This is a genomic window from Nocardia sp. IFM 10818 (assembly GCF_054655275.1).
This window is the reverse complement of record NZ_BAAHJH010000001.1, coordinates 4,761,922-4,782,834: the sequence shown is the minus strand read 5'-3', so window position 1 is coordinate 4,782,834 and position 20,913 is coordinate 4,761,922. Positions and strand designations below refer to the sequence as shown.

The following is a 20,913-nucleotide window of genomic DNA, read 5'->3' as shown; positions in this document are numbered from 1 at the left end:
GCGACGGGGTGAACGAAGCCGCCCCGAGGATTTACGGTCACGAAACTGTTTCCGCGAAGTTGTAACACAACGGAAGTGGTTCAGGGTGGAGTATCACAAAGTATGGCAATCGTTCGAGCTGCACTGGTCCAGACGAACTGGACCGGCGACAAAGAGTCCATGATCAAGGCGCACGAGGAATACGCGCGCCAGGCGGCCGCGGCGGGCGCGCAGGTGATCTGCTTCCAGGAGCTGTTCTACGGGCCGTATTTCTGCCAAGTGCAGGACGCCAAGTTCTACGAGTACGCGGAAGCGGTGCCCGGGCCGACGGTGGAGCGGTTCCAGGCCCTGGCCCGCGAACTCGGCCTGGTGATGGTGCTGCCGGTGTACGAGCAGGAGCAGCCGGGGGTGCTGTACAACACCGCCGCGGTGCTCGACGCCGACGGCAGCTACCTCGGCAAGTACCGCAAACATCACATCCCGCAGGTGAAGGGGTTCTGGGAGAAGTTCTACTTCCGGCCCGGGAATCTGGGCTGGCCGGTGTTCGACACCGCGGTCGGCAAGGTCGGGGTGTACATCTGCTACGACCGGCATTTCCCGGAGGGCTGGCGGGCGCTGGGCCTGGCGGGGGCGGAGATCGTGTTCAATCCCTCGGCCACCTCGCGCGGGCTGTCGAGCTATCTGTGGAAGCTGGAGCAACCGGCGTCCGCGGTCGCCAACGAGTACTTCGTGGGCGCCATCAACCGGGTCGGCGTGGAAGATCTGGGCGACAACGACTTCTACGGCACCAGCTACTTCGCCGATCCCGAGGGCAAGTTCGTGGGCGAGGTCGCCTCCGACCAGAATCCGGAACTCGTTGTGCGGGACCTGGATATGGATCTGCTCAAGGTGGTGCGGGACCGCTGGGCCTTCTACCGTGACCGCCGCCCGGACGCTTACGGAGAGCTGGTGCAGCCGTGAGTCGCGTTTTCATCCACGGCGGAACGGTGGTGTCGGCCACCGGTTCGCAATTGCTCGATGTGCTCATCGACGGTGCGACCATCGCCGCCGTCGTGCAACCGGGCTCCACGGCGCTCGGGGCGGACCTGGCGGCAAATGCCGACGTGGTCATCGACGCCACCGGCAAATACGTGATTCCCGGTGGCGTGGACGCGCATACGCACATGCAGTTGCCCTTCGGCGGCACCGAGGCCTCCGACACCTTCGAGACCGGCACCCGGGCGGCGGCTTGGGGCGGCACCACCACCATCGTGGACTTCGCCGTGCAGAAGCCGGGGGAGCGGGTACAGGACAGCCTCGCGGCCTGGCATGCCAAGGCCGCGGGCAAGTGCGCGATCGACTACGGATTCCATCAGATCGTCGGCGACGTCAATGCCGAATCCCTCAAGGGCATGGCGGAGTTGGTGTCCGAGGGCGTGACCAGCTTCAAGCTGTTCATGGCCTACCCGGGCGTGTTCTACTCCGATGACGGGCAGATCCTGCGCGCCATGCAGACCGCCGGCGATCTGGGCGCGGTGCTCATGATGCACGCCGAGAACGGCATCGCCATCGATGTGCTCATCGAGCAGACCCTGCAGCGCGGCGACACCGCGCCGTATTTCCACGGCACCTCTCGCCCTTGGCAATTGGAGGAGGAGGCCACTCACCGCGCCATCATGCTGGCGCAGGTCACCGGGGCGCCGCTGTACGTCGTGCACGTCTCCGCCAAGCAGGCTCTCGAACAGATCGCGCAGGCGCGCGGCAACGGCCAGAACGTCTTCGGCGAGACCTGTCCGCAATACCTGTACCTGTCGCTCGAAGAACAGCTGGGCGCACCGGGATTCGAGGGCGCCAAGTGGGTCTGCTCGACGCCGCTGCGCGCGCGGTCGGAGGGGCACCAGGACGAGCTGTGGCGCTACATCCGCACCGGTGATGTCACCAGCGTCGCCACCGATCACTGCCCGTTCTGCATGAAGGATCAGAAGGAGCTGGGCATCGGAGATTTCAGCAAGATCCCCAATGGCATCGGCGGCGTCGAGCATCGCATGGACCTCATGTTCCAGGGCGTGAAGGACGGCCGCATCTCGCTGGAGAAGTGGGTGGAGGTCTGCTGCACCACGCCCGCGCGCATGTTCGGCATGTATCCGCGCAAGGGCGTCATCAGCCCGGGCGCGGACGCCGATGTGGTGATCTACGACCCCAACGGGCACACCAGCATCGGGCTGGGCAAGACCCACCACATGAACATGGACCACTCCGCCTACGAGGGCTTCGAGATCGACGGACACGTGGACACGGTGCTCTCGCGCGGCCGCGTGATCGTCGACGCCGGGGCCTATCTGGGCAGCACCGGTCACGGCAGTTTCGTCAAACGCGGACTGGCACAGAACCTCATCTGATTCGACCCGACCAACGATCGGAGCGTGCCGCATGGACCTCGGTGTGGTGCTGCAATGCACGCCGCCCGCCTCGCGGGTGGTGGAATTGGCGAGAATCGCCGAGACGCACGGCTTCTCGCACGTGTGGACGTTCGACTCGCATCTGCTGTGGCAGGAGCCGTACGTCATCTACAGCCAAATCCTGGCCTCGACCCGGAAAGTCGTGGTCGGGCCCATGGTCACCAACCCGTCCACCCGCGACTGGACGGTGACCGCGTCGACCTTCGCCACGCTGAACGACATGTTCGGCAACCGGACCATCTGCGGTATCGGGCGCGGTGATTCGGCGGTCCGCACGCTGGGCGGCCGGCCCGCCGATCTGGCCACCCTGCGCGAATCCATCGAAGTGATCCGGGAACTCGGCAACGGTCGCAGCGCGCACATCGGGGACACCACCATCCGGTTCCCGTGGGCGCAGCGTTCGCAGCTGCCGGTGTGGGTGGCCGGATACGGCCCGCGCGCATTGGATCTCACCGGTGAAGTGGCCGACGGGTTCATTCTGCAGCTCGCCGATCCCGATATCACCGCCTGGACCATCGCGCGGGTGCGGGCCGCCGCCGAACGGGCCGGGCGCGACCCGTCGGCGGTGACCATCTGCGTCGCCGCGCCCGCCTACATCACCGACGGCACCGTGGCGGGCCTGAAGCACGCCCGCGAGCAGTGCCGCTGGTTCGGCGGGATGGTCGGCAACCACGTCGCCGATATCGTCGCCAAATACGGTGGCGACAGCGAGGTTCCGGCCGCGCTGACCGAGTACATCGCGGGTCGCCAAGGCTACGACTACAACCAGCACGGCCGTGCCGGCAATACGCACGCCGACTTCGTGCCCGATGCCATCGTGGACCGCTTCTGCGTGCTCGGCACCCCCGACGACCACCTGACCCGGCTGCGTGAACTCGAGGAGCTGGGCGTCGACCAGTTCGCCGTCTACCTCCAGCACGATGCCAAGACCTCCACCCTGGAGGCCTACGGCGAATCGGTGCTGCCCCGGCTGGCCCACCCCGTGACCGCGACGGAGACCAGCACGTGACGACACCGCTCGTGAGCCCGGCTCCGGGTGTGAGTCAGGGCTCGGATTCACCTGTATACGAACCGGTTTCGGTGTGGCGCTCGGCCATGGCCTCCGGTTCCAGGGTACGGGGACTGCTGTACCCGCTGGCCGCCTTCGCGCTGCTGGTGGTCGTGTGGGAACTGATCAAAGCGCTGGTGCCGGCCAATGGCGTGAGCATCGGCGAGCAGCGCGTACTGCCGCGCACCTCCGATGGCGCCATGCCGCACGCGTGGGCGGTGCTCACGGTGCTCGGGGAGGCCGACGGCAAGACCACGGTCGGGGCGACTCTGCTGCGGACCGGGGGATTCACCCTCGGACTGTCCCTGCTCGCCCTCGCCGTGGGCACCGTCGTCGGCATTCTGCTCGCCATCGTCATGCAGCGCTTCGCATGGGTCGAGCGCGGCCTGCTGCCGTATGTGATCGTCTCCCAGACGGTTCCGCTCATCGCGCTCGCGCCCCTGGTGGCGGGCTGGGGCGGCAAGTTCGTGATCGCCGGGCAGCCGTGGCGGCCGTGGATGAGCATTGTCGTCATCGCCGCCTACCTGGTGTTCTTCCCGGTCGCCATCGGCACGCTGCGGGGGCTGCAATCCCCGGCGAAGGCCTCGGTCGAGCTGCTGCACAGCTGCGCGGCCGGCTGGTGGGCGACGCTGCGGTATCTGCGGCTGCCCGCCGCGGTACCGCACATTCTGCCCGCGCTGCGGCTCGGGGCGGCGGCCGCGGTCATCGGCGCGGTGGTCGCCGAGATCTCCACCGGCACCGCGGGCGGGATCGGCCGGCAGATCATCGTGTTCTCGCAACAATCCACCGGCAATGCCGCGCGGCTGTACGCGGCCGTACTGGCGGCCGCACTGCTCGGGGTCGTGCTGACCGCGCTGGTGAGCGCGGCGGAACTGGCATTGCGCCGCTTCAGCCGGCCCGGTCACACCTCAGGAGGTTCCCGTTGACCGTCGAGACATCCCTCGCGAAAGATACGGCGGCGGGTCGGGATTCGGTGCCCGCCGTCGAACTGCGCGAGGTCGGCAAGATCTACGCCGCCGGTGCGGTCACCGCGCTCGAGGGTGTGACGCTCTCGGTCGCGGCCGGTGAGTTCGTCTCCCTCATCGGCCCGTCCGGCTGCGGCAAATCCACCCTGCTGCGGATCATCGCCGATCTGGAGCAGACCACCTCGGGAACCGTTGTGGTGCACGGCAAGACCGCGCGGCAGGCGCGGCTGGACCAGGACTACGGCATCGCCTTCCAGCAGGCCGGGCTGCTGGATTGGCGTACGGTGCGCGAGAACGTGGAACTGCCACTGCAATTGCACGGCGTCGGCAAACGCGAGCGCCGCGCGCGCAGTGCCGAACTGCTCGAGATCACCGGGCTCACCGACTTCGCCCGGCGCTATCCGGCCGAGCTCTCCGGCGGCATGCAGCAGCGCGTGGCCATCGCCCGCGCGCTGGCCCGCAAGCCACCGCTGCTGCTGATGGACGAACCGTTCGGCGCGCTCGACGAGATGACCCGCGAACGCATGCAGGGCGAACTGCTGCGGGTGGCCGAGGAGACCGGCGCCGCAGTGGTTTTCGTGACGCACTCCATTCCGGAGGCGGTGTTCCTCTCCGATCGCGTGGTGGTCATGTCCCCGCGGCCCGGCCGCATCACCGCCGTCCTGGACACCGGCGGCTGGGATCGCGCGGCCGCGGAGGACGTGCGCTCCACCGAGGCGTTCTTCTCCTCGGTCGCCGCCGTGCGCGCCGCCCTGCACGAGGGGCACGGCACCGCGGCGGATGCGGTAGCGGGACGGGATATCCGGTGACGACCATGCGCGCGAACGGGTTCAGCATGCTCAAAACCGCCGGGCCGCCGGTGCTTTTCGGGGTGACCATCCTGGTGTTGTGGCAGGTGCTCACCGTCGCCGCCGGAGTGCCGTCCTTCCTGCTGCCCGCGCCGACCGCCATTGCCGACGCCTTCACCGCCAATGTCGACGCGATCCTGAAGGCCGCCACCGCAACCGGGGCCAACGCTCTCATCGGCCTGCTGGCCGGAGCGGTGCTCGGCATTGCCGCCGCCATGCTGGCCGTGCGCTTCACCGTCGTCGACGGCCTGCTCGGGGCGCTGGCCGCGGGTGCGGCCGCCGTCCCCATCGTCGCGCTCGCCCCGCTGCTCAACTCCATGTACTCCACCACCACCGACCTGCCGCGCCGCCTGGTCGCCGCGATCGTGGTGTTCTTCCCCGTATTCGTCAGCACCGCAAAGGGATTGCGGCAGGTCCCGCGCGTGCACTCCGACCTCATGACCGCCTACGCCGCCAGCGGCTGGCAGATCACCCGCACCGTCCGGCTGCCCGCCGCGCTGCCGCACCTGTTCACCGGCCTGCGCATCGCCGCGCCCGGTGCGGTCATCGCCGCCATCATCGCCGAATACTTCGGCGGCCTCCAGCACGGCCTGGGCAGCCGGATCACCTCCGCCGCGGCCAATACCGCCTACCCCCGCGCCTGGGCCTATGTCGTCGCCGCCATGGTGCTCGGCCTGGTCTTCCTGGCCGCCGTGCTGGCGCTCGAACAGCTCACCCGCAGACCCCGCACCACCCTCTGGAGATCGAAATGAGAAGTACCACCCGCAGACAACGCATCCAGGCCTGGGCGCTCGCCGCCGCACTGGGCCTGGCCGCACTCACCGGCTGCAGCACCACCGAGTCGAACACCACCGCCGACGGGCTCACCAAGGTGAAGCTGCAGTTGCAGTGGTTCAAGCAGGGCCAGTTCGCCGGGTATCTGGCCGCCGTCGACCAGGGGTTCTACAAGGAGCAGGGTCTCGACGTCGAAATCATCGACGGCGGAACCGATATCGTGCCGCAGACCGTGCTCGCCCAGGGACAGGCCGACTACGCCATCGCCTGGGTGCCCAAGGCGCTCGCCTCCCGGGAAGCCGGCGCGGGGATCACCAATGTGGCCCAGATCTTCCAGCGCTCGGGCACCAAACAGGTGTCGTTCAAGGCGGCGGGCATCAACGGACCGGCCGACCTGCGCGGCAAGAAGGTCGGAAACTGGGGCTACGGCAATGAATTCGAGCTCTTCGCCGGAATGACCCGCGCCGGGCTCGATCCCGCCAAGGACGTCACGCTGGTGCAGCAGCAGTTCGATATGAACGCCTTCCTCGCCCGCGATATCGATGCCGCCCAGGCCATGTCCTACAACGAGTACGCGCAGCTGCTGGAGACCAAGAACCCGGCCACCGGAAAGCTGTACACGCCCGAGGATTTCACCACCATCGACTGGAACGACCAGGGCGTCGCCATGCTGCAGGACGCCATCTGGGCCAATAGCGAGAAGCTGAACGACAGCGGATACGCCGACCGGACCGTCAAGTTCATCGCCGCCTCGCTCAAGGGCTGGGCGTTCTGCCGCGACAATGTGGAGAAGTGCCGCGATATCACCGTCGCCGCCGGATCCACCCTCGGCAACAGCCACCAGCAGTGGCAGATCACCGAGGTGAACAAGCTGATCTGGCCCTCGACCCAGGGGATCGGGCTGATGGACGAGGCCGCGTGGGACCGGACCGTGTCCATTGCGAAGAACACCAGGAATCAAGAGGGCGCGACCGTGCTCACCAAGGATCCCGATGCGGCCGCCTACACCGTCGAATACGTCACCAAGGCCATCGACCTGCTGAAGTCCCAAGGTGTGGACGTCACCGGCACCTCCTATACGGCGCAGCCGGTCACCCTTACCGAGGGCGGCAAATAGGCCCGATCGATAGTCGCTCGCGCCCGCTGACCCGCACGCCGATGCGCGTCAGCGGGCGCCGCTGTTTCCGGGGTCTCGCAGTGCATTGGCCGCATGTTCTAGAATTTGGCCATGCGGTCAGAAAATGAGCCGGGCGGTAAGCAGCGCTCGTTCATCGAGGAGGCTCGTCGCCGGCAGATCATCGCATCGGCCGTGGAGGTGATCTCCGAGGTCGGGTACGCCAATGCGTCCCTGGCCCGGATCGCCGAGCACGCGGGCATCTCCAAAGGGGTCATCTCCTACCACTTCCAGGGCAAGGACGATCTGATGACGCAGCTGGTGATCCAGCTGTACGTCTCCGCGGCCGAGGTGGTGGCGCCGGAGGTCATCGCCGCCGTGGGGGCGCGCAAGCGCGTGCTGGCCTATATCGAATCGAACCTGGGGTTCATCGACGCGAACCGGCGGTACGTGGCCGCCCTCACCGAGGTGGTGCGCAATCTGCGCGATGCCGACGGACGGCTGCACTTCGCCTCGTCGGACGAGAGCGAGATCCTCGAGCCGCTCGTGGAGTTGCTGCGGGAAGGACAGCGCGAGGGGGAGTTCGGCGAATTCGATCCGATGTTCATGGGCAAGTCGATTCGCGACGCCATCGACGGCGCGGGCGCGCGGGTGGTCAAGGAGAAGGACTTCGACCTGCGCGGCTACACCGCACACATCTCGCGACTGTTCGATCTGGCCACCCGGAAGGCGGAGAACTCATGACGACCACCATGAAAACCGCTGCGGCGCGGCGGGAATCGCCCGCGGACCTGCCGCCGTTCGCGCTCGGGCCGGTGGCGGCGATCGCCGCTGCCGCCACGGTGGCGCTCGCGGCGTCGCTGGGGCGCTACGGCTTCTACGGCGATGAGCTCTACTTCCTCTCGGCCGGACGCCGGTTGTCCTTCGGGTACGCCGATCAGGGTCCGCTGGTACCCGCCATCGCGCGGCTCATGGATGTCATCGCACCGGGATCGCTGGTGGCGCTGCGGATTCCGGGGCTGGTGGTCACCGTCGCGGCCATTGTCGTGAGCGCGCAGATCGCCCGTGAATTCGGTGGTTCCCGCGGTGCGCAGACCCTCGGCGCGGCCGCCTACGCCACCTCGACATTCCTGCTGATCCAGGGAACCCAGTTGTCCACCAACACCATCGACACCGCGCTGTGGGTGGTGATCAGCTGGCTGCTCGTGCGGTGGGTGCGCACCCGCCGTGACGGTCTGCTGTTCTGGGCGGCCGTGGTGACCGCGCTCGATATGCAGGTGAAGTGGCTGATCCCGTTCTTCTGGATCGCCGTCGGCATTGCCGCACTGATCTACGGCCCGCGCGAGCTGCTGCGCCGTCCGCTGCTGTGGGCCGGTGCCGCGGTGGTTTTCGTGTGCACGCTGCCGACGCTGCTGTGGCAGTCCGCGCACGGCTGGCCGCAGCTGGGCATGGGCGCGCAGGTGGCCGCGGAACAGGACACCATGGGCGGGCGGCTCACCTTCCTGCCGCTCGCGCTGCTGATGGCCGGAATTCTGGGCGGAGTGCTGCTGCTGTACGGCAACTGGGCGCTGCTGCGGTCGGAGGGCCTGCGGCCCTACCGTTTCCTCGGACTGGTGCCGCTGCTGCTCACCGTGGTGTTCCTGGCCGAGAACGGCCGCCCGTACTACCTCATCGGATGCTTCCCGATGGTGATGGCGGCCGGCGCCGTGCAATGGACCAGCCAGGCGGCGCGATGGCGCGGCCGGGTGGCCGGAGTGCTCGCGGTGTCCTCGGCGCTGCTGGTGGCGTATGTGCTGCCCTGGCAGCCCGAAAGCGATATCCCGCCCGCGCGCGAATCGGATTCGGCCATCAGCGTGTACGCGAAGTTCGGCTGGCCGGAACTGCGCGACGCCACCGCGGCCGCGTATCGGGCGCTGCCGGAGCCGGAACGGTCCCGGGCCGTCGTCATCACCGATTCCTATTGGCAGGCATCCGCTTTGGATGTCGAGCGGACGAAGTACGGTCTGCCCGCGATCTACAGCCCCAACCGCGGCTTCGGCTACTTCGGCACCCCGCCCGATACCGCCACCACGGTGCTCTGGGTGGGCGGCGACGGCAGCGAACCGCGCGCGCACTGCGCGAGGGTCACCGAGGCGGGCCGCGCCGACGCCCGGCTGGGCCTGCCCGGTGTGACCCGCGATGTCACCATCTGGCGCTGCGACCACCCGCGCGAACCCTGGTCGCGCGAGTGGCCGTCCATGCTGCGCCTGGGCTGAGCTCGCTCAGCTCCGCACGGCGACAACGGAATCGAGCACCACGCCCGCGGCGGGCTGACCGTCACCGGAGCCGTCGACGGTGCCGCCCGCCGCAATGTTCTGCAGCACGCTCATGCCCTGGGTGACCTTGCCGAACGGGGTGTAGTTCGGCGGCAGCTGCGAATCGCCGTACACCAGGAAGAACTGGCTGCCATTGCTGTTCGGTCCGGAATTGGCCATGGCCACCGTGCCCGCGGGATAGGTTGCGCCCTCGAGGTTCTCGTCATTGAATCGGTAGCCCGGGCCGCCGGTTCCGGTGCCGGTCGGGTCACCGCACTGCAGCACGCGAATGCCCTCGGTGGTCAGCCGGTGGCAGCGGGTCTGGTTGAAATACCGCTGCTCGGACAGGAATACGAAGGAATTGACGGTGTGCGGGGCCTTCGCCGCATCGAGCTGGATGGTGATGGTGCCGCAGTTGGTGGCCAGTTCGGCGGTGTACCCGGCCGCCTGATCGATGGTCATGGCCGGTTCGAACAGCCAGGTACCGCCGGTCGGCTGCGCCTCGGCCGCATCGCTGCAGCCGGGGACATGATTGGCCGGCAGCGGCGCGGGCGCGGCATCGGCGCGACCGGAGATCACCAGCACCAGAGTGGCCGCGGCGGCGATGACCCCGATGCGTCGTAGCGTGCTGCGGCCGATCCGAATTCGGCGGGGCCGCCGGGCCTGGTCGCTGTCGGGATGCCGCTGCTGCGGTTCGATGCTCACCGGATGGTCTCCTTCGAGTGGATTGGGTGCCGGTCTGTGCGGACCGGACGCCGGACAATGCCGCGCGCGGAATCATTCCATCTCCGCCGCGCGCATGGGGCCGGATGGGTGGTTCCGGGCGAAGAGTCCGGATTGCGCGGCACGCCGGGATCACTCCCACCACCTGGGAATTCACTGCTACCGTCGGCGGATATGAAGGTAGAACTGCGGCACAATCCGTCGTCGACCGTCGCCCGCTGCTTTCTGGCCGGGGGCGAGCCCATGCGGGTGGAGCACGGGGCCATGATCGCGCACTCCGCGGGAGTCTCACTGGCGGCCAAGGCCGAAGGCGGCATCATCGCCGGACTGAAACGGTCGGTGCTGGCGGGGGAGTCGTTCTTCGTGTCCACATTCACCGCGCCCCAGCAAGGCGGCTGGGTGGATGTCGCCCCCGCCCTCCCCGGCGATATGCTCGCCCTCACCGTGACCCCGGACCGCCCGTACTTCATCAGCCGCGGCGGCTGGATCGCCAACTCGCACGGCGTCACCGTCGAAGCCAAATGGGGCGGCTTCGCCAATCTCTTCGGCGGCGAGGGCGGTTTCGGCCTGCGCGCCGACGGCCAGGGCGAGGTCGTCCTGGGCGTGTTCGGCGCCATCGACGTCATCGACCTGCAACCCGGCGAACCGGTCACCATCGATACCGGTCACGTGGTCGCCTACGACCTCTCGATGAATTTCACCATCCGGCGCGCGGTATCCGGTCGTTCGCTGCAATCGCTCAAATCGGGCGAGGGTTTCGTCTTCGACTTCGTCGGCCCCGGCCGCGTCCTGCTGCAGACCCGCAACCCCGGAGCTTTCTCCGCATGGGTCGGCCGGGCCACCTCGGCCAGCTAGAGCCGCGGGTCGAACACGCGCCGGAAGTCCCGCACGCTACTTCGGGCGAGCCCAACCGCACTGCATGTGTGATCCACAACACAGTCTCACTGAGCGGACATAACCGCAGTTGAAACGTGTTCTCCTATGGAATCTTGATCCACCCGGGACCTTTCTTCGCGAAAATCCCGAACCTGGACATGTGAATAGTTCATGCTTCACATGTCCGACATGTAGTTACACAGATGAGGAGTCAAACGTGTCCGGATCCGCATCCGATTTCCTTGCCGAGGTACTGACCAAGCTGGTCCAGAATCTCTTCTCCGGAAGCTCCAAGTAGCTCGCACCCGGCCCAACGAATCGCGCGGGATTCGTTGGGCCGCTTGCGTTCTCCAGCGCCGGAGGGTGTGAAGCGCTGGACCTGTCCGGAAGATCGGTTGCCGGGCACTCGGGGGTCTGCGAATGTTGGTTCATCGCGGGTTCTTCGGAATCCGGGGGAGGGATGACTCTCCGGTGCGGTGTGGCGCAGTTCGGTGAGCGCGGTGGGCTCATATCCCACAGGTCGTCGGTTCGAATCCGACCACCGCCACGAATGGTCGGTCAGCTCTGGGTCGCTGGGGTCGGGCGGGCTTTCGATCCGTAGCTCGATTGGTGAAAGTACCGCTCTGTCACGGCGGAAGATGCGGGTTCGAGTCTCGCCGGGTTGACGATGAGGCGACGTGGAGATAGGGGAGTTCGTCGGTCGGACCGGCCGCATCCGACGCTGGGGCGGGTCGGGTTGCACGTCATGTATTGCGAGTTCTGAAGCCTGCTGGTTCGGGGGATCAGCGGAGGAGTTGGGGGATGAGCAGGCGGGTGTCGGGGACGAAGGGCCAGGTGGGGTCTTCGAGATGGGCGAGGAGTTGTTTGTCGGTCCACCACCAGCCGGCGGCGATCTCTTCGGGTTGGTGACGGATGGGGCCGTCGGAGCGGACCTCGTAGGCGAAGAGGTGGCAGCGCATGGGGCGGTCTTGCCAGGCGCCGTCCCAGGAGGCGGTGACGAGGGGGACGGGGTGGTCGTCGGGGGTGATGCCGAGTTCCTCGGAGAGTTCGCGGAGGGCGGCTGCGGCGGGATCTTCGCCGGGGGAGAGGACGCCGCCGGCCAGGCAGTCGTGCATACCGGCGAAGACGGCCTTGGTGTCGGTGCGTTTGTGGACGTAGACGCGGGAGCCGTCGCGGGAGCGGACCAGGACGCCGGCGCTGGCATGCCAGAGACCCTCGGCGTAGACGACGGCGCGGTCTTCGGCGCCGATCTCGCGGCCTTCGGCGTCGTAGACCGCGATCATCTCCGCCATGTGGGGCTCCCTCCGGTAGCGCGGCTGCGGGTGGTTCCCCAGCACCTTATCGATCACGGGCGATGCGGTCGGCGACGGGCGTAGCCTCTTCATGCACAACCGTTTTCGGCCGACGCGTGGATCCGCGCCCCGGCGGGGACGGGAGAACCGTCGGAGAGGACGAAGACGTGCCGCTGCCGCAGACGTTGGCCAGGTTCAATCGGGTCGTCACCAATCCCGTGCTGGGAGTGATGGCCCGGGTCGCGCCGGGATTCGGCATCGTGGTCCATCGCGGGCGCAGATCGGGGCGGGTGTATCGGTCGCCGGTGCTGGTGTTCGCACGCGAGGACGGATACCGGATCGCGCTGACCTACGGGCCGGATGTGGACTGGCTGAAGAACATTCGGGCGGCGGGGGCCTTCGAGTTCGAGACGCGCGGGCGCACGCTGACACTGGTGGACCCGGTGGTGCGGCGGGACGCGTCGGCGGCCTGGGCGCCGCCGCTGGTGCGGCAGGCGCTGGTGGCGATCTCGGCGGAGTACTACGTGCAGGCGCGCACGGCGTAGGAATCAGCGGGGCTTCAGGCGGATGACCACGCCGCCCTGCTGCCAGGTCTGATAGATGTCGGCCTTGTTGGGGCTGCCGTCGGGAGCGAAGCCGATGCCGTTGAACTTGGCATTGGTCGCATTGTCGCGCGCGATGATCTCGTAGAGCCGCATGACCGATTCATTGTCGGTGGCCACCTCGCCGTCGGCGGTGCGGCGCGGGCCGCCCATGGACAGCTGCACCGGATTGTCCTTGCGGATATTGCGCACCCACGGCAGCGAGCGGGTGCCGACCAGGATCTCGTCGCCGTGCCGGGTGTAGGCGACCGGGACGTCGTAGACCTTGCCGGACTTGCGGCCGGTGACATGGATGACGAGCAGCCGCTTGCCGACCACGCTGGAGATGCCCGGCATGCGCAGCAGGGTGCGCATGGTGGCATTGACATAGCGCTGATACGACGGGATCGGCTGCGGGCCGCTGGTGGACGGCGTGCCGTACGGATTGGCATCGGGGGTTTGCTCGGACATGCCGGTCTCCTTCACGGAAAGCGTTGTACGGCAGGGGCATACCGGACCGAGTATAGGCTGGTGACGCGGGCCGGGCAGCGATCGCGGGAGGGCCGGCCACGGCTCCGGAGGCGTGCGGTCGCGCGGGTGCGGCAGTGTTTCGCGGACCGGTCGGTTCTGGTGGGCGCTGTAGATTCGCTGGTGACCGCACAAAGCCCCGTCGTTCAGGAGCATGCTGGTGACCGATGTCGAGGATCGCCCGGCGCAGCCGAACCCGTCCGGGCGACATGCAGCAGCGGAAGAGCGTCCACCCATGGCGTGGTGGAGCGTGGCGGCCATCGCGATCCCGGCTGCCGCGGTGTTGCTGTACTCGGCCACCCGCTACGGGTACTTCGGCGACGAACTGTATTTCCTGGCGGCCGGGCGGCGGCTCGCCTTCGGGTACGCCGATCAGGGACCGGTGCTGCCGCTGCTGGCGCGGTTGATGGACACCCTGGCGCCCGGATCCCATTTCGCGGTCAGGCTGCCCGCGGTGATCCTGACGGTGCTCGCAATCATGTTGTGCGCCATGCTCGTCCGCGAATTCGGCGGCGGCCGCTGGGCGCAGGCGCTGGCGGCGCTGGCCTATGCGACCTCACCGTTCCTGCTGCTGCAGGGCACCATGCTCACCACCAATTCGGTGGACACCGCGCTGTGGGTGATCATCACCTGGCTGGTGGTGCGCTGGGTGCACACCCGCGACGACCGCCTGCTGTTGCTCGCCGCCCTGGTCACCGCGGTGGACATGCAGGTGAAATGGCTGATCCCGTTCTTCTGGCTGGCGGTCGCGGCGAGCAGCCCGGCCTTCGGCCCGCGCGAGCTGGTGCGCCGCCCGCTGCTGTGGGCGGGCGGCGCCCTCGTGGCGGTGACCATGGTGCCCGCGCTCCTCTGGCAGGCGAACAACGGCTGGCCGCAACTGGAAATGGGCCGGGTGATCGGCGAGCAGCAAGGGGTGCTGGGCGGGCGACTGCTGTTCGTGCCCATGTCGATCAGCCTGGCCGGACTGCTGGGCGCGCTCCTGCTGCTGTGGGGACTGTGGGCGCTGCTCATGTGGGAATCCCTGCGGCCCTTCCGATTTCTCGGTGTGACCCTGATCCTGCTGTACGCGGCGTTCCTCATCACCGGCGGGCGCATCTACTACACCACCGGCATGTACGCGGTCATGATCGCCGCCGGCGCGGTCGCGCTCGTCACGACCGCCGAACGCACCGCAACCATCGGACGGGCGGCGCTGATCTCGGTGACGGCTCTGCTGGGCGCGATCTCGACCATCTTCGTGCTGTACGCCATGCCGTGGAAGTCGCCCGAGGACATCGAGCCCCCCGCGGATCTCGGCCAGGCCGCCATCAATATCGGCACCTACGGCTCCTTCGGCTGGCCCGAACTCACCGCCGCGGTCGAGCAGGCGTATCGCGCGCTGCCGCCGGACCAACAGGAGCACACGGTGATCATCACCGACACCTATTGGCAGTCCGCCGCGTTGGATCAGCTCGGCCGTGACGAACTGCCCCCGATCTACAGCCCCAGCCGCGGCTTCGGCTACTTCGGGACCCCGCCCGACGAGGCCACCACCGTGCTCTACGTGGGCGAGGGCGACGAACCCGAACTGACCACCCGGTTCGAGCATGTCGATCGGGTCGGCGAGGTCGACACGCGTCTCGGCTTCCCCGGCAACACCCAGGACGTCACCATCTGGAAGTGCACGGGCCGGAAGCAGCCGTGGTCACAGGTGTGGCCGCAGTGGATGCACCTGTAGCCCTCCAGGGAGTGGCACGGCCGCGGCGACCGGCCGTGCCACCCTTCCCGTTCCCCCGGGTCAGTGGGTGAACGAGCCCGCGGGCGCCAGTGGAACCACCAGGCTCGACGGCCACACCGAGTTTCGCTGAATCTGCTGCGACGTGCCCAGCAAACGGGGCAGATCCGTCGGAATCGGCATGGTGGACGGGAATGTCCCGCTGGTGATCCGCAGCCGCAGCGAGTGCCCCGGCTGCAGGGTGTAGAAGGTCGGGCGCAGCTTGATATCCATCTGCACCACCTCACCCGGGGTCAGCAGCCGCTCGTTCTCCTGCATCACGATGTGCTCGGGCCCGTAGACGGTCCCGTCGCCCGCGCGCCAGGTCTTGTCCTCGTTCAGCGTGCGCTGACTCGCCAATTGCGAACCGCCCGTAATGTTCACGGCCGTGCCATCGGGCGCCACGTCGTCGAGCCACACCTGGAAGGCGGCGTCTGCGCCCGTGGAGGAGGCGTACAGGCTGACATTGGCCGGACCCGCCACCACCGTCGGCTCGCTCACCGGATCCATGGTGTACCGCAGTCCGGCGGTCGGCTCCTGCACCCATTCCGTGCACGGGTTGTAGGCATTGAACACGCGGAAGACGAAGTCCAGCAGACCCGCCGTGTACTGGCCGAGACTCTGCCGGTTGCACAGGTTGTCGATACCGGTGTAGTCGAGACGATCCGACGCATCGGCCACCGCGGGCTTGTCCGCGACCAGGCGATCGCCGTCGAACCAGCGTTGCGTGACGCTCGCCTGCTCGAACGGGTAGCGGGCGGTATCGGCGGCGATATTGTTGGCGTCGATGACATGCAACGGGGTGTCGGTCTCGTCGATGCCGTTGGGAATGTCCTTGAGCCAGCGGTCGAACCACGCCACGATGATCTGATCGGTATCCAGGCGCGAACCCGGTCCGACACCCAGGCCCACGTGATACCAAGGGCCCATGAGCAATTGGTAGCGGCCGTCGGCCCGCTGATCGGCGGCCATCGGCGCGAACTGGTCGCGGCCGGCGGCCAGATTCTGCAACTGCGCGTAATTGCGCAGCGGCCCTTCCTGATACAGATCCCAGAACCCGCCGACCTGGTACATGGCGATGCCCTTGTCGACCAGATTGCTCAGATCGGTTTCGAAACGCCGCTCCTGCCACCAGTCGCCGTCATAGGCGAGGGGACCGCCCGCATAGGCTTCCAGTAGCAGTTTGATCGTACTGTCCTGGGAGACAATCGCCTTCAGGTGATCGATCAGCGCCGTCAGGAACGTCTGCGGTGACACCACCGCGGTCATGAACGGCCCGATCAGGCTCAGATACGGCACCATCACCGAGATGGCGGTGAGCAGGATCGGGCTCATCAACCCGTCGTGGCCGAGCACCTCGTTGAAGATATTGTTCGGCATCGCCATGGGCACAATGGCTTTCAATGGCGAATCCGGACCGACGGCCTGCGCGGTGCGGAAGGCGCTCAACGCCGGGAACGAGTACCCGTACATGCCGACCTTGCCATTGGACCCGGGCAGCCTCGCCGCCCAATCCACCAGTTGCACACCGTCCTGGCCGTCCTGCCGCGACGCCGGATTCCACGCGCCGGTGGACCCGCCGGTGCCGCGCACATCCGCGATCACCTCGATATAGCCGCGCCGCACCAGCATGTCCTGCGCACTGGTGGCCTGGTTGATCACGCGCCGCACATCGCGCAGCTGATCGGGCAGCGGAATCCGGAAGGTGTCGATGACGCTGGTGATGGCCGCCGTCAGCGCGCTGGTGACCGCGCCGTAGGTGGTGAAGTTGACGACCACCGGGAACTCCCCGGCCGCGCGCTGCCCGGTCGCGGGATCGGTCGGATAGCGCACCTCGGCCTGCAACTGGGTGCCATCGGCCAGCGGAACCACATGTCCCAGTTCATAACCCACGCCGTACTGCTCGGGCGTGGGCTGATAACCGTCGGGCAGTCCGAAATTCGCGGGAGCCGTCGGCACCGGTCCGGCGGTGGGCACGGCGGCGGCCGGCGTGGTGCTCGAAACGGTCACCGCCAGCGCGGACAGCCCCGCCACGGTCAGGGCGACGAGCCGGGCGCGGCGCGGCCTGGTCTTGCTAGTCAACGAAATTACCTCTGCGAATGCTCGGGAGGCCGCGCGGACGAACACCGCCGCCGACCTCATCGTCGGAATTCAGCACACCGCACAGCCGGTATGCCGCGCTACCGGCAGTAACCAAGACTGCGCGGTTTCGGATTGTGCAGTGGACCAACGCTGCGCCGGATGTGAAACACCGCCGACCGGGAACTGGTGGCGGTGGCTACTCGCGAAATGCCGCCACCAGTTCCCGGTCGATGAAAATGGGCGAATTACGGGGCGAAGGAGGCCGATTCGAGGCGGCGGGCGATGCGGGCCGCCGAAAGCGTCATGGCGTCGGTGGGGCGGTGCGGGTCCAGGCCGGTGAGCTCGTGGACGCGGGCCAGCCGGTAGGTGACCGTATTGCGGTGGATGTTCAGCAGGCGGGCCGTGGCCAGCTGGTTGAAGCCGGTGTCCACGAAGACCTCCAGGGTCTCGGCCAGCAGCGGCTGCGGGTCCAGGGGCGCGAGGACGGCGGCGAGACCGGCGCGGGCGGAACCGCCCGCGGCGACGGTGTACTCGAACATGAGGTCGCTGCGGCGGCACACCATGTGCGGGCGGTCCAGGCAGCGGCCCAGCTCGGCCAGGATGCGGGCCTCGGTGAAGACCGCCGGGACCACGGTGCGGGTCGGGGCCACGGTGACGCCGACCCAGAACGGGGCGGGTTGTGCAGACTGCCCAGTGGGTTGCGCGGGCAGGCGGGTGGCGAGCGCGGCCGCGGTGGCGGTGCCGTCGTCGCCGGGCTGCAGCGGGAGCAGGGCCGTCCAGCCGCCGCTGTCCAGGCGCAGGAAGACACCGGGAATGGCCTCGATGCGGTGGCGCAGCTCGCTGGTCTCCGCACCGCGGGCCGCGCCGAAACGGAAGACCGCGACCAGGAACGAGTCGGGGACCGCGATGGCCGGTTCATCGGCCCATTCGATCGGGTCGCGCCCGGTGAGCAGCGCGTCGGCAATGGCGCGGCGGCGTTCCAGCAGCTCCCAGCGCGGATCGTGCACGCGCCGCACCACCGCGGTGGCGATGCGGGTCTGCATCATCGTGATGTAGTGCAGCATCTGCAGCGCGGAATCGCTGAGCAGTTCGCGTTCGTCGCCGGTGGCGACGGCGCGGATCTCGTTCCAGATGAATTCCGCGCCGATGCTGTAGCGGCCGAGCACCTCTTCCAGGGGTTCGCCGTCGCGGACCCGGCCGAGCGCGATCTCCACGACCTCGCGGGTGTCCTCCTCGGCGGGCAGGACGCCGCTGCGCAGATAGTCGAAGAACAGGTCGATATTGAGCTTCACGCCGCGTTCGAAACCGCCCGCCACCAGCGTGTGCGGCAGGTTGCGGTACGGCGGCACCGCGGCCGGGATCTCGTCCCGGACCGCGACCGCGCGCCGATACAGCTCCTCGAGCACTCGGTCCCGGATTCGCGCTTGCATGACTCTCCTACTACCCGTACAGCGAATCGATAGTAGCCGCGTAGGCGTTAGCTATTGGTTTGCGCCTCAGTTTTCCGGTGGCCGTGAGGCAGTCGCTGCCCGGGGTCCACACCTCCGGCAGCACCGCGAACTTCTTGATCTGTTCCACCCGGGAGAGCTTGGAATTCGCGGCATCCACGCCCTCTTGCAGGGCCTTCAGCACAATCGGGTCCGCGGCCAGGGCGGCAATGCTCCGGTCCGATAGCTGATGGCGCTCGGCGAAGGCGGCGACCAGATCCGGATCGAGCAGGATGAGCGCGGTGTTGTACGGGCGGTTGTCGCCGATGGCCACCACGGTGCCCGCCAGCGGCGTGTTCTCGGTGACGGTGTTCTCGATATTGGTGGGCGACATGTTCTTGCCGGCGGCGTTGATGATGAGTTCCTTCTTGCGATCCACGATCTTGAGGAACCCGTCGGCGTCGATCTCGCCGATATCGCCGGTGTGCAGCCAGCCGTCGGCGTCGATGGTCTCGGCGGTCTTCTCCGGGGCATTGCGGTAGCCGCGCATGACCATCTTGCCGCGCACCAGGACCTCGCCGTCGGCGGCAATGCTGATCTCGGAGCCGGGCAGCGGCTTGCCCACCGTGCCGATCTTGATGCGCGGGTGGCGGGACAGGGTCGCGCCCGCGGTGCACTCGGTCATGCCGTAGCCCTCGCACAGCGGCAGGCCCAGGCCGAGGAAGAACTCGTGGGTGTCGTGTGGAATGGGGGCCGAGCCGGTGACGGCGACGCGAACCTTGTCCAGGCCGAGGCGTTCCCGGATGGTGGCCAGCACCAGGCGGTCGGCCAGCGTGAACCGGGCCCGCTCCAGGAAGTTCTGGGTGCGGCCGTCGGATTCGGCGCGGGCGCGGGCGCGGCCGGTGCGAATGGCCCAATCCACCAGGCGGCGCTTGATCGGGCTGGGTTCGGCGGCGAAGCGCTCCTCCAGCGCCGCCTTGACCTTCACCCAGACGCGCGGGACACCCAGGAAGACCGACGGGTGCACCTCGGTGAGCGCCTCGGCGACCTGCTTGAGATCGGGAACCGTGGTGATCTGGCCGCCGGTCAGCATGGACAGATAGTGCGCGAACCAGCGGTTGGCGGCGTGCGCGTCGGGCAGGTAGGAGACGACCTTGTCCTCGGGGCCGCCACCGCCGAATTCCTCGATGACCCGGGCGTTTTCGAGGAAATTGGTGTGGGTGAGCTCCACGCCCTTGGGCGGTCCGGTGGTGCCGGAGGTGTAGACGATGGTGAGCAGGTTCTCGGGATCGACCGCGCGCCAGGTGCTCTCGAAATCGAAATCAGCGGCGGGCAGGGCCTCGACGTCGGCGAGGGGGAGGGTGCCCGCGGGGGCGTCGTCCACGCAGATCACGCGCTCGACCGTGTTGCCCTGGGCGGCGGCCTTTGCCACGGCCTCGAGAATCTGCGGCGCGAACTGGCGTTCACAGATGACGATCTTGTTGCCCGCATTGCCGAACTGGTAGGCGAGCAGATCCACCGGATTGGTGTTGTACACCGAGAACGGGGTGGCGCCGGTGTGCAGGACGGCGGTGTCGCAGAGGTGGAATTCCGGGCGATTGGTCATCATGAGCGCGACGGTGTCGCCCGCCCCGATGCCCAGCGCCGCCAGGCCGGAGGCGATCGAGCGGACTCGCTCGCCGTATTCGCGCCAGGTGATCGCCACCGCGCCACCGAGGGTGCGCAGTGCCACCTGGTCGGGATACTGCGCGACATTCGATTGGAATGCCTCGACCAGCGTGCGCGGGCCGGCCCCCGCGGGATTCGATGAACTCACGACCTACCTCTGGGATCAAACGTTCGAGGGCGTGGCGGCCCTCACAGTGCCATCCAGCACACCGCACAAAGTCGGGTCCGGTCCAGAGGCAATGGACAAGATCTACGCCGATCGACTTGTGCAGAATGCACAAGGTTGGTGAGGTGACAACTGATTTCGTGCGGGCCGGGTAACTCCTGGGGTACGTCCCAAATCCGGGCACCCCGGTAACCGCCGGCACGCGAGCGCGACTCGCGACGGCTCTCGGCCGGGCGCTGAATTTCCGGAGAGGCGGTGCCGCAATCTGATTCGGGGTTCGCGGCCGATCATTCCGTCGTATCGTGTTAGCACACGAACAGGACCGCCGGAGCCCGACCGGGCCGTCCGATCGGGTGG

18 protein-coding genes and 1 tRNA gene are annotated in these 20,913 nt (G+C 67.8%); 13 read left to right on the top strand and 6 right to left on the bottom strand.

The annotated features are described in order from the left end of the window. Positions 1-102: 102 nt before the first annotated feature. The 9 genes from ACYQ5L_RS22160 (at position 103) to ACYQ5L_RS22120 (ending at position 9,421) form a co-directional block, all read left to right on the top strand. Complete coding sequence (locus ACYQ5L_RS22160) at positions 103-939, top strand: nitrilase-related carbon-nitrogen hydrolase (RefSeq protein WP_379203511.1); 837 nt, start codon at positions 103-105, stop codon at positions 937-939. Beyond that, positions 936-2,357, top strand: a complete 1,422-nt coding sequence (gene hydA, locus ACYQ5L_RS22155) for a dihydropyrimidinase (RefSeq protein ID WP_459959814.1) — start codon at positions 936-938, stop codon at positions 2,355-2,357. The genes ACYQ5L_RS22160 and hydA overlap by 4 nt, the downstream gene beginning before the upstream one ends. 31 nt (positions 2,358-2,388) lie before the next feature. Next, positions 2,389-3,426 carry a TIGR03842 family LLM class F420-dependent oxidoreductase gene (locus ACYQ5L_RS22150; RefSeq protein WP_459959812.1) on the top strand — a complete coding sequence of 346 codons (1,038 nt, stop codon included), beginning with the start codon at positions 2,389-2,391 and terminating at the stop codon, positions 3,424-3,426. Beyond that, positions 3,423-4,391, top strand: coding sequence for an ABC transporter permease (locus tag ACYQ5L_RS22145; protein WP_459959810.1), 969 nt, complete (start codon positions 3,423-3,425; stop codon positions 4,389-4,391). The genes ACYQ5L_RS22150 and ACYQ5L_RS22145 overlap by 4 nt, the downstream gene beginning before the upstream one ends. Beyond that, the gene (locus ACYQ5L_RS22140) at positions 4,388-5,239 is read left to right on the top strand and encodes an ABC transporter ATP-binding protein (protein WP_459959808.1); all 852 of its coding nucleotides are present in this window, start codon (positions 4,388-4,390) and stop codon (positions 5,237-5,239) included. The genes ACYQ5L_RS22145 and ACYQ5L_RS22140 overlap by 4 nt, the downstream gene beginning before the upstream one ends. A 5-nt stretch (positions 5,240-5,244) precedes the next feature. Next, positions 5,245-6,030 carry an ABC transporter permease gene (locus ACYQ5L_RS22135; protein ID WP_459963501.1) on the top strand — a complete coding sequence of 262 codons (786 nt, stop codon included), beginning with the start codon at positions 5,245-5,247 and terminating at the stop codon, positions 6,028-6,030. Next, the gene (locus ACYQ5L_RS22130) at positions 6,027-7,169 is read left to right on the top strand and encodes an ABC transporter substrate-binding protein (RefSeq protein WP_459959806.1); all 1,143 of its coding nucleotides are present in this window, start codon (positions 6,027-6,029) and stop codon (positions 7,167-7,169) included. The genes ACYQ5L_RS22135 and ACYQ5L_RS22130 overlap by 4 nt, the downstream gene beginning before the upstream one ends. Before the next feature lie 111 nt (positions 7,170-7,280). Further along, positions 7,281-7,910, top strand: a complete 630-nt coding sequence (locus ACYQ5L_RS22125) for a TetR/AcrR family transcriptional regulator (RefSeq protein ID WP_459959804.1) — start codon at positions 7,281-7,283, stop codon at positions 7,908-7,910. After that, entirely contained in the window at positions 7,907-9,421 is a 1,515-nt protein-coding gene (locus tag ACYQ5L_RS22120; protein WP_459959802.1) for a glycosyltransferase family 39 protein, read from the top strand. Before ACYQ5L_RS22125 ends, ACYQ5L_RS22120 begins: the two co-directional genes overlap by 4 nt. A gap of 6 nt (positions 9,422-9,427) precedes the next feature. On the opposite strand, the gene ACYQ5L_RS22115 is transcribed toward ACYQ5L_RS22120, so the two are convergent. Then, positions 9,428-10,165, bottom strand: a complete 738-nt coding sequence (locus tag ACYQ5L_RS22115) for a peptidylprolyl isomerase (protein WP_459959800.1) — start codon at positions 10,163-10,165, stop codon at positions 9,428-9,430. A gap of 192 nt (positions 10,166-10,357) precedes the next feature. Between ACYQ5L_RS22115 and ACYQ5L_RS22110 the strand changes: the two genes are divergently transcribed. Next, positions 10,358-11,038, top strand: coding sequence for a TIGR00266 family protein (locus ACYQ5L_RS22110; protein ID WP_459959798.1), 681 nt, complete (start codon positions 10,358-10,360; stop codon positions 11,036-11,038). Positions 11,039-11,531: 493 nt separating this feature from the next. Further along, positions 11,532-11,606 (top strand) — tRNA-Met (locus ACYQ5L_RS22105). Positions 11,607-11,841: 235 nt separating this feature from the next. Here ACYQ5L_RS22105 and ACYQ5L_RS22100 read toward each other — a convergent pair. Next, the gene (locus tag ACYQ5L_RS22100; protein ID WP_459959796.1) at positions 11,842-12,351 is read right to left on the bottom strand and encodes an NUDIX hydrolase; all 510 of its coding nucleotides are present in this window, start codon (positions 12,349-12,351) and stop codon (positions 11,842-11,844) included. Positions 12,352-12,518: 167 nt separating this feature from the next. On the opposite strand from ACYQ5L_RS22100, the gene ACYQ5L_RS22095 reads away from it, so the two are divergent. Beyond that, the gene (locus tag ACYQ5L_RS22095) at positions 12,519-12,896 is read left to right on the top strand and encodes a nitroreductase family deazaflavin-dependent oxidoreductase (RefSeq protein ID WP_459959795.1); all 378 of its coding nucleotides are present in this window, start codon (positions 12,519-12,521) and stop codon (positions 12,894-12,896) included. 3 nt (positions 12,897-12,899) lie between these two features. Here the strand turns inward: ACYQ5L_RS22095 and ACYQ5L_RS22090 are convergent, their stop codons facing one another. Further along, positions 12,900-13,403: a nitroreductase/quinone reductase family protein gene (locus ACYQ5L_RS22090; RefSeq protein ID WP_459959792.1), complete on the bottom strand. Its 504-nt coding sequence runs from the start codon at positions 13,401-13,403 to the stop codon at positions 12,900-12,902. Between the two features lie 292 nt (positions 13,404-13,695). Between ACYQ5L_RS22090 and ACYQ5L_RS22085 the strand changes: the two genes are divergently transcribed. After that, positions 13,696-15,177, top strand: a complete 1,482-nt coding sequence (locus ACYQ5L_RS22085) for a glycosyltransferase family 39 protein (protein WP_459959791.1) — start codon at positions 13,696-13,698, stop codon at positions 15,175-15,177. 60 nt (positions 15,178-15,237) lie between these two features. Here ACYQ5L_RS22085 and ACYQ5L_RS22080 read toward each other — a convergent pair whose 3' ends face one another. The 3 genes from ACYQ5L_RS22080 to ACYQ5L_RS22070 all read right to left on the bottom strand — a co-directional run bounded on the left by ACYQ5L_RS22080 (position 15,238) and on the right by ACYQ5L_RS22070 (position 20,538). Beyond that, positions 15,238-17,295, bottom strand: a complete 2,058-nt coding sequence (locus ACYQ5L_RS22080) for a CocE/NonD family hydrolase (protein ID WP_459959790.1) — start codon at positions 17,293-17,295, stop codon at positions 15,238-15,240. Positions 17,296-17,540: 245 nt separating this feature from the next. Next, positions 17,541-18,725 (bottom strand): PucR family transcriptional regulator, encoded by a 1,185-nt coding sequence (locus ACYQ5L_RS22075; RefSeq protein ID WP_459959788.1) that lies wholly within the window; start codon positions 18,723-18,725, stop codon positions 17,541-17,543. A 10-nt stretch (positions 18,726-18,735) separates the two neighbouring features. After that, complete coding sequence (locus ACYQ5L_RS22070) at positions 18,736-20,538, bottom strand: AMP-dependent synthetase/ligase (RefSeq protein WP_459959786.1); 1,803 nt, start codon at positions 20,536-20,538, stop codon at positions 18,736-18,738. Positions 20,539-20,913: the final 375 nt, after the last annotated feature.

What these genes read in the sequence shown, in the direction of transcription:
- ACYQ5L_RS22110 (WP_459959798.1), top strand. Translation starts at nt 10,358, where the DNA reads ATGAAGGTAGAACTGCGGCACAATCCGTCGTCGACCGTCGCCCGCTGC.
- ACYQ5L_RS22100 (WP_459959796.1), bottom strand. Translation starts at nt 12,351, where the DNA reads ATGGCGGAGATGATCGCGGTCTACGACGCCGAAGGCCGCGAGATCGGC.
- ACYQ5L_RS22090 (WP_459959792.1), bottom strand. Translation starts at nt 13,403, where the DNA reads ATGTCCGAGCAAACCCCCGATGCCAATCCGTACGGCACGCCGTCCACC.
- ACYQ5L_RS22120 (WP_459959802.1), top strand. Translation starts at nt 7,907, where the DNA reads ATGACGACCACCATGAAAACCGCTGCGGCGCGGCGGGAATCGCCCGCG.
- ACYQ5L_RS22135 (WP_459963501.1), top strand. Translation starts at nt 5,245, where the DNA reads ATGCGCGCGAACGGGTTCAGCATGCTCAAAACCGCCGGGCCGCCGGTG.
- ACYQ5L_RS22150 (WP_459959812.1), top strand. Translation starts at nt 2,389, where the DNA reads ATGGACCTCGGTGTGGTGCTGCAATGCACGCCGCCCGCCTCGCGGGTG.
- ACYQ5L_RS22125 (WP_459959804.1), top strand. Translation starts at nt 7,281, where the DNA reads ATGCGGTCAGAAAATGAGCCGGGCGGTAAGCAGCGCTCGTTCATCGAG.
- ACYQ5L_RS22085 (WP_459959791.1), top strand. Translation starts at nt 13,696, where the DNA reads ATGGCGTGGTGGAGCGTGGCGGCCATCGCGATCCCGGCTGCCGCGGTG.
- ACYQ5L_RS22130 (WP_459959806.1), top strand. Translation starts at nt 6,027, where the DNA reads ATGAGAAGTACCACCCGCAGACAACGCATCCAGGCCTGGGCGCTCGCC.
- ACYQ5L_RS22160 (WP_379203511.1), top strand. Translation starts at nt 103, where the DNA reads ATGGCAATCGTTCGAGCTGCACTGGTCCAGACGAACTGGACCGGCGAC.
- ACYQ5L_RS22075 (WP_459959788.1), bottom strand. Translation starts at nt 18,725, where the DNA reads ATGCAAGCGCGAATCCGGGACCGAGTGCTCGAGGAGCTGTATCGGCGC.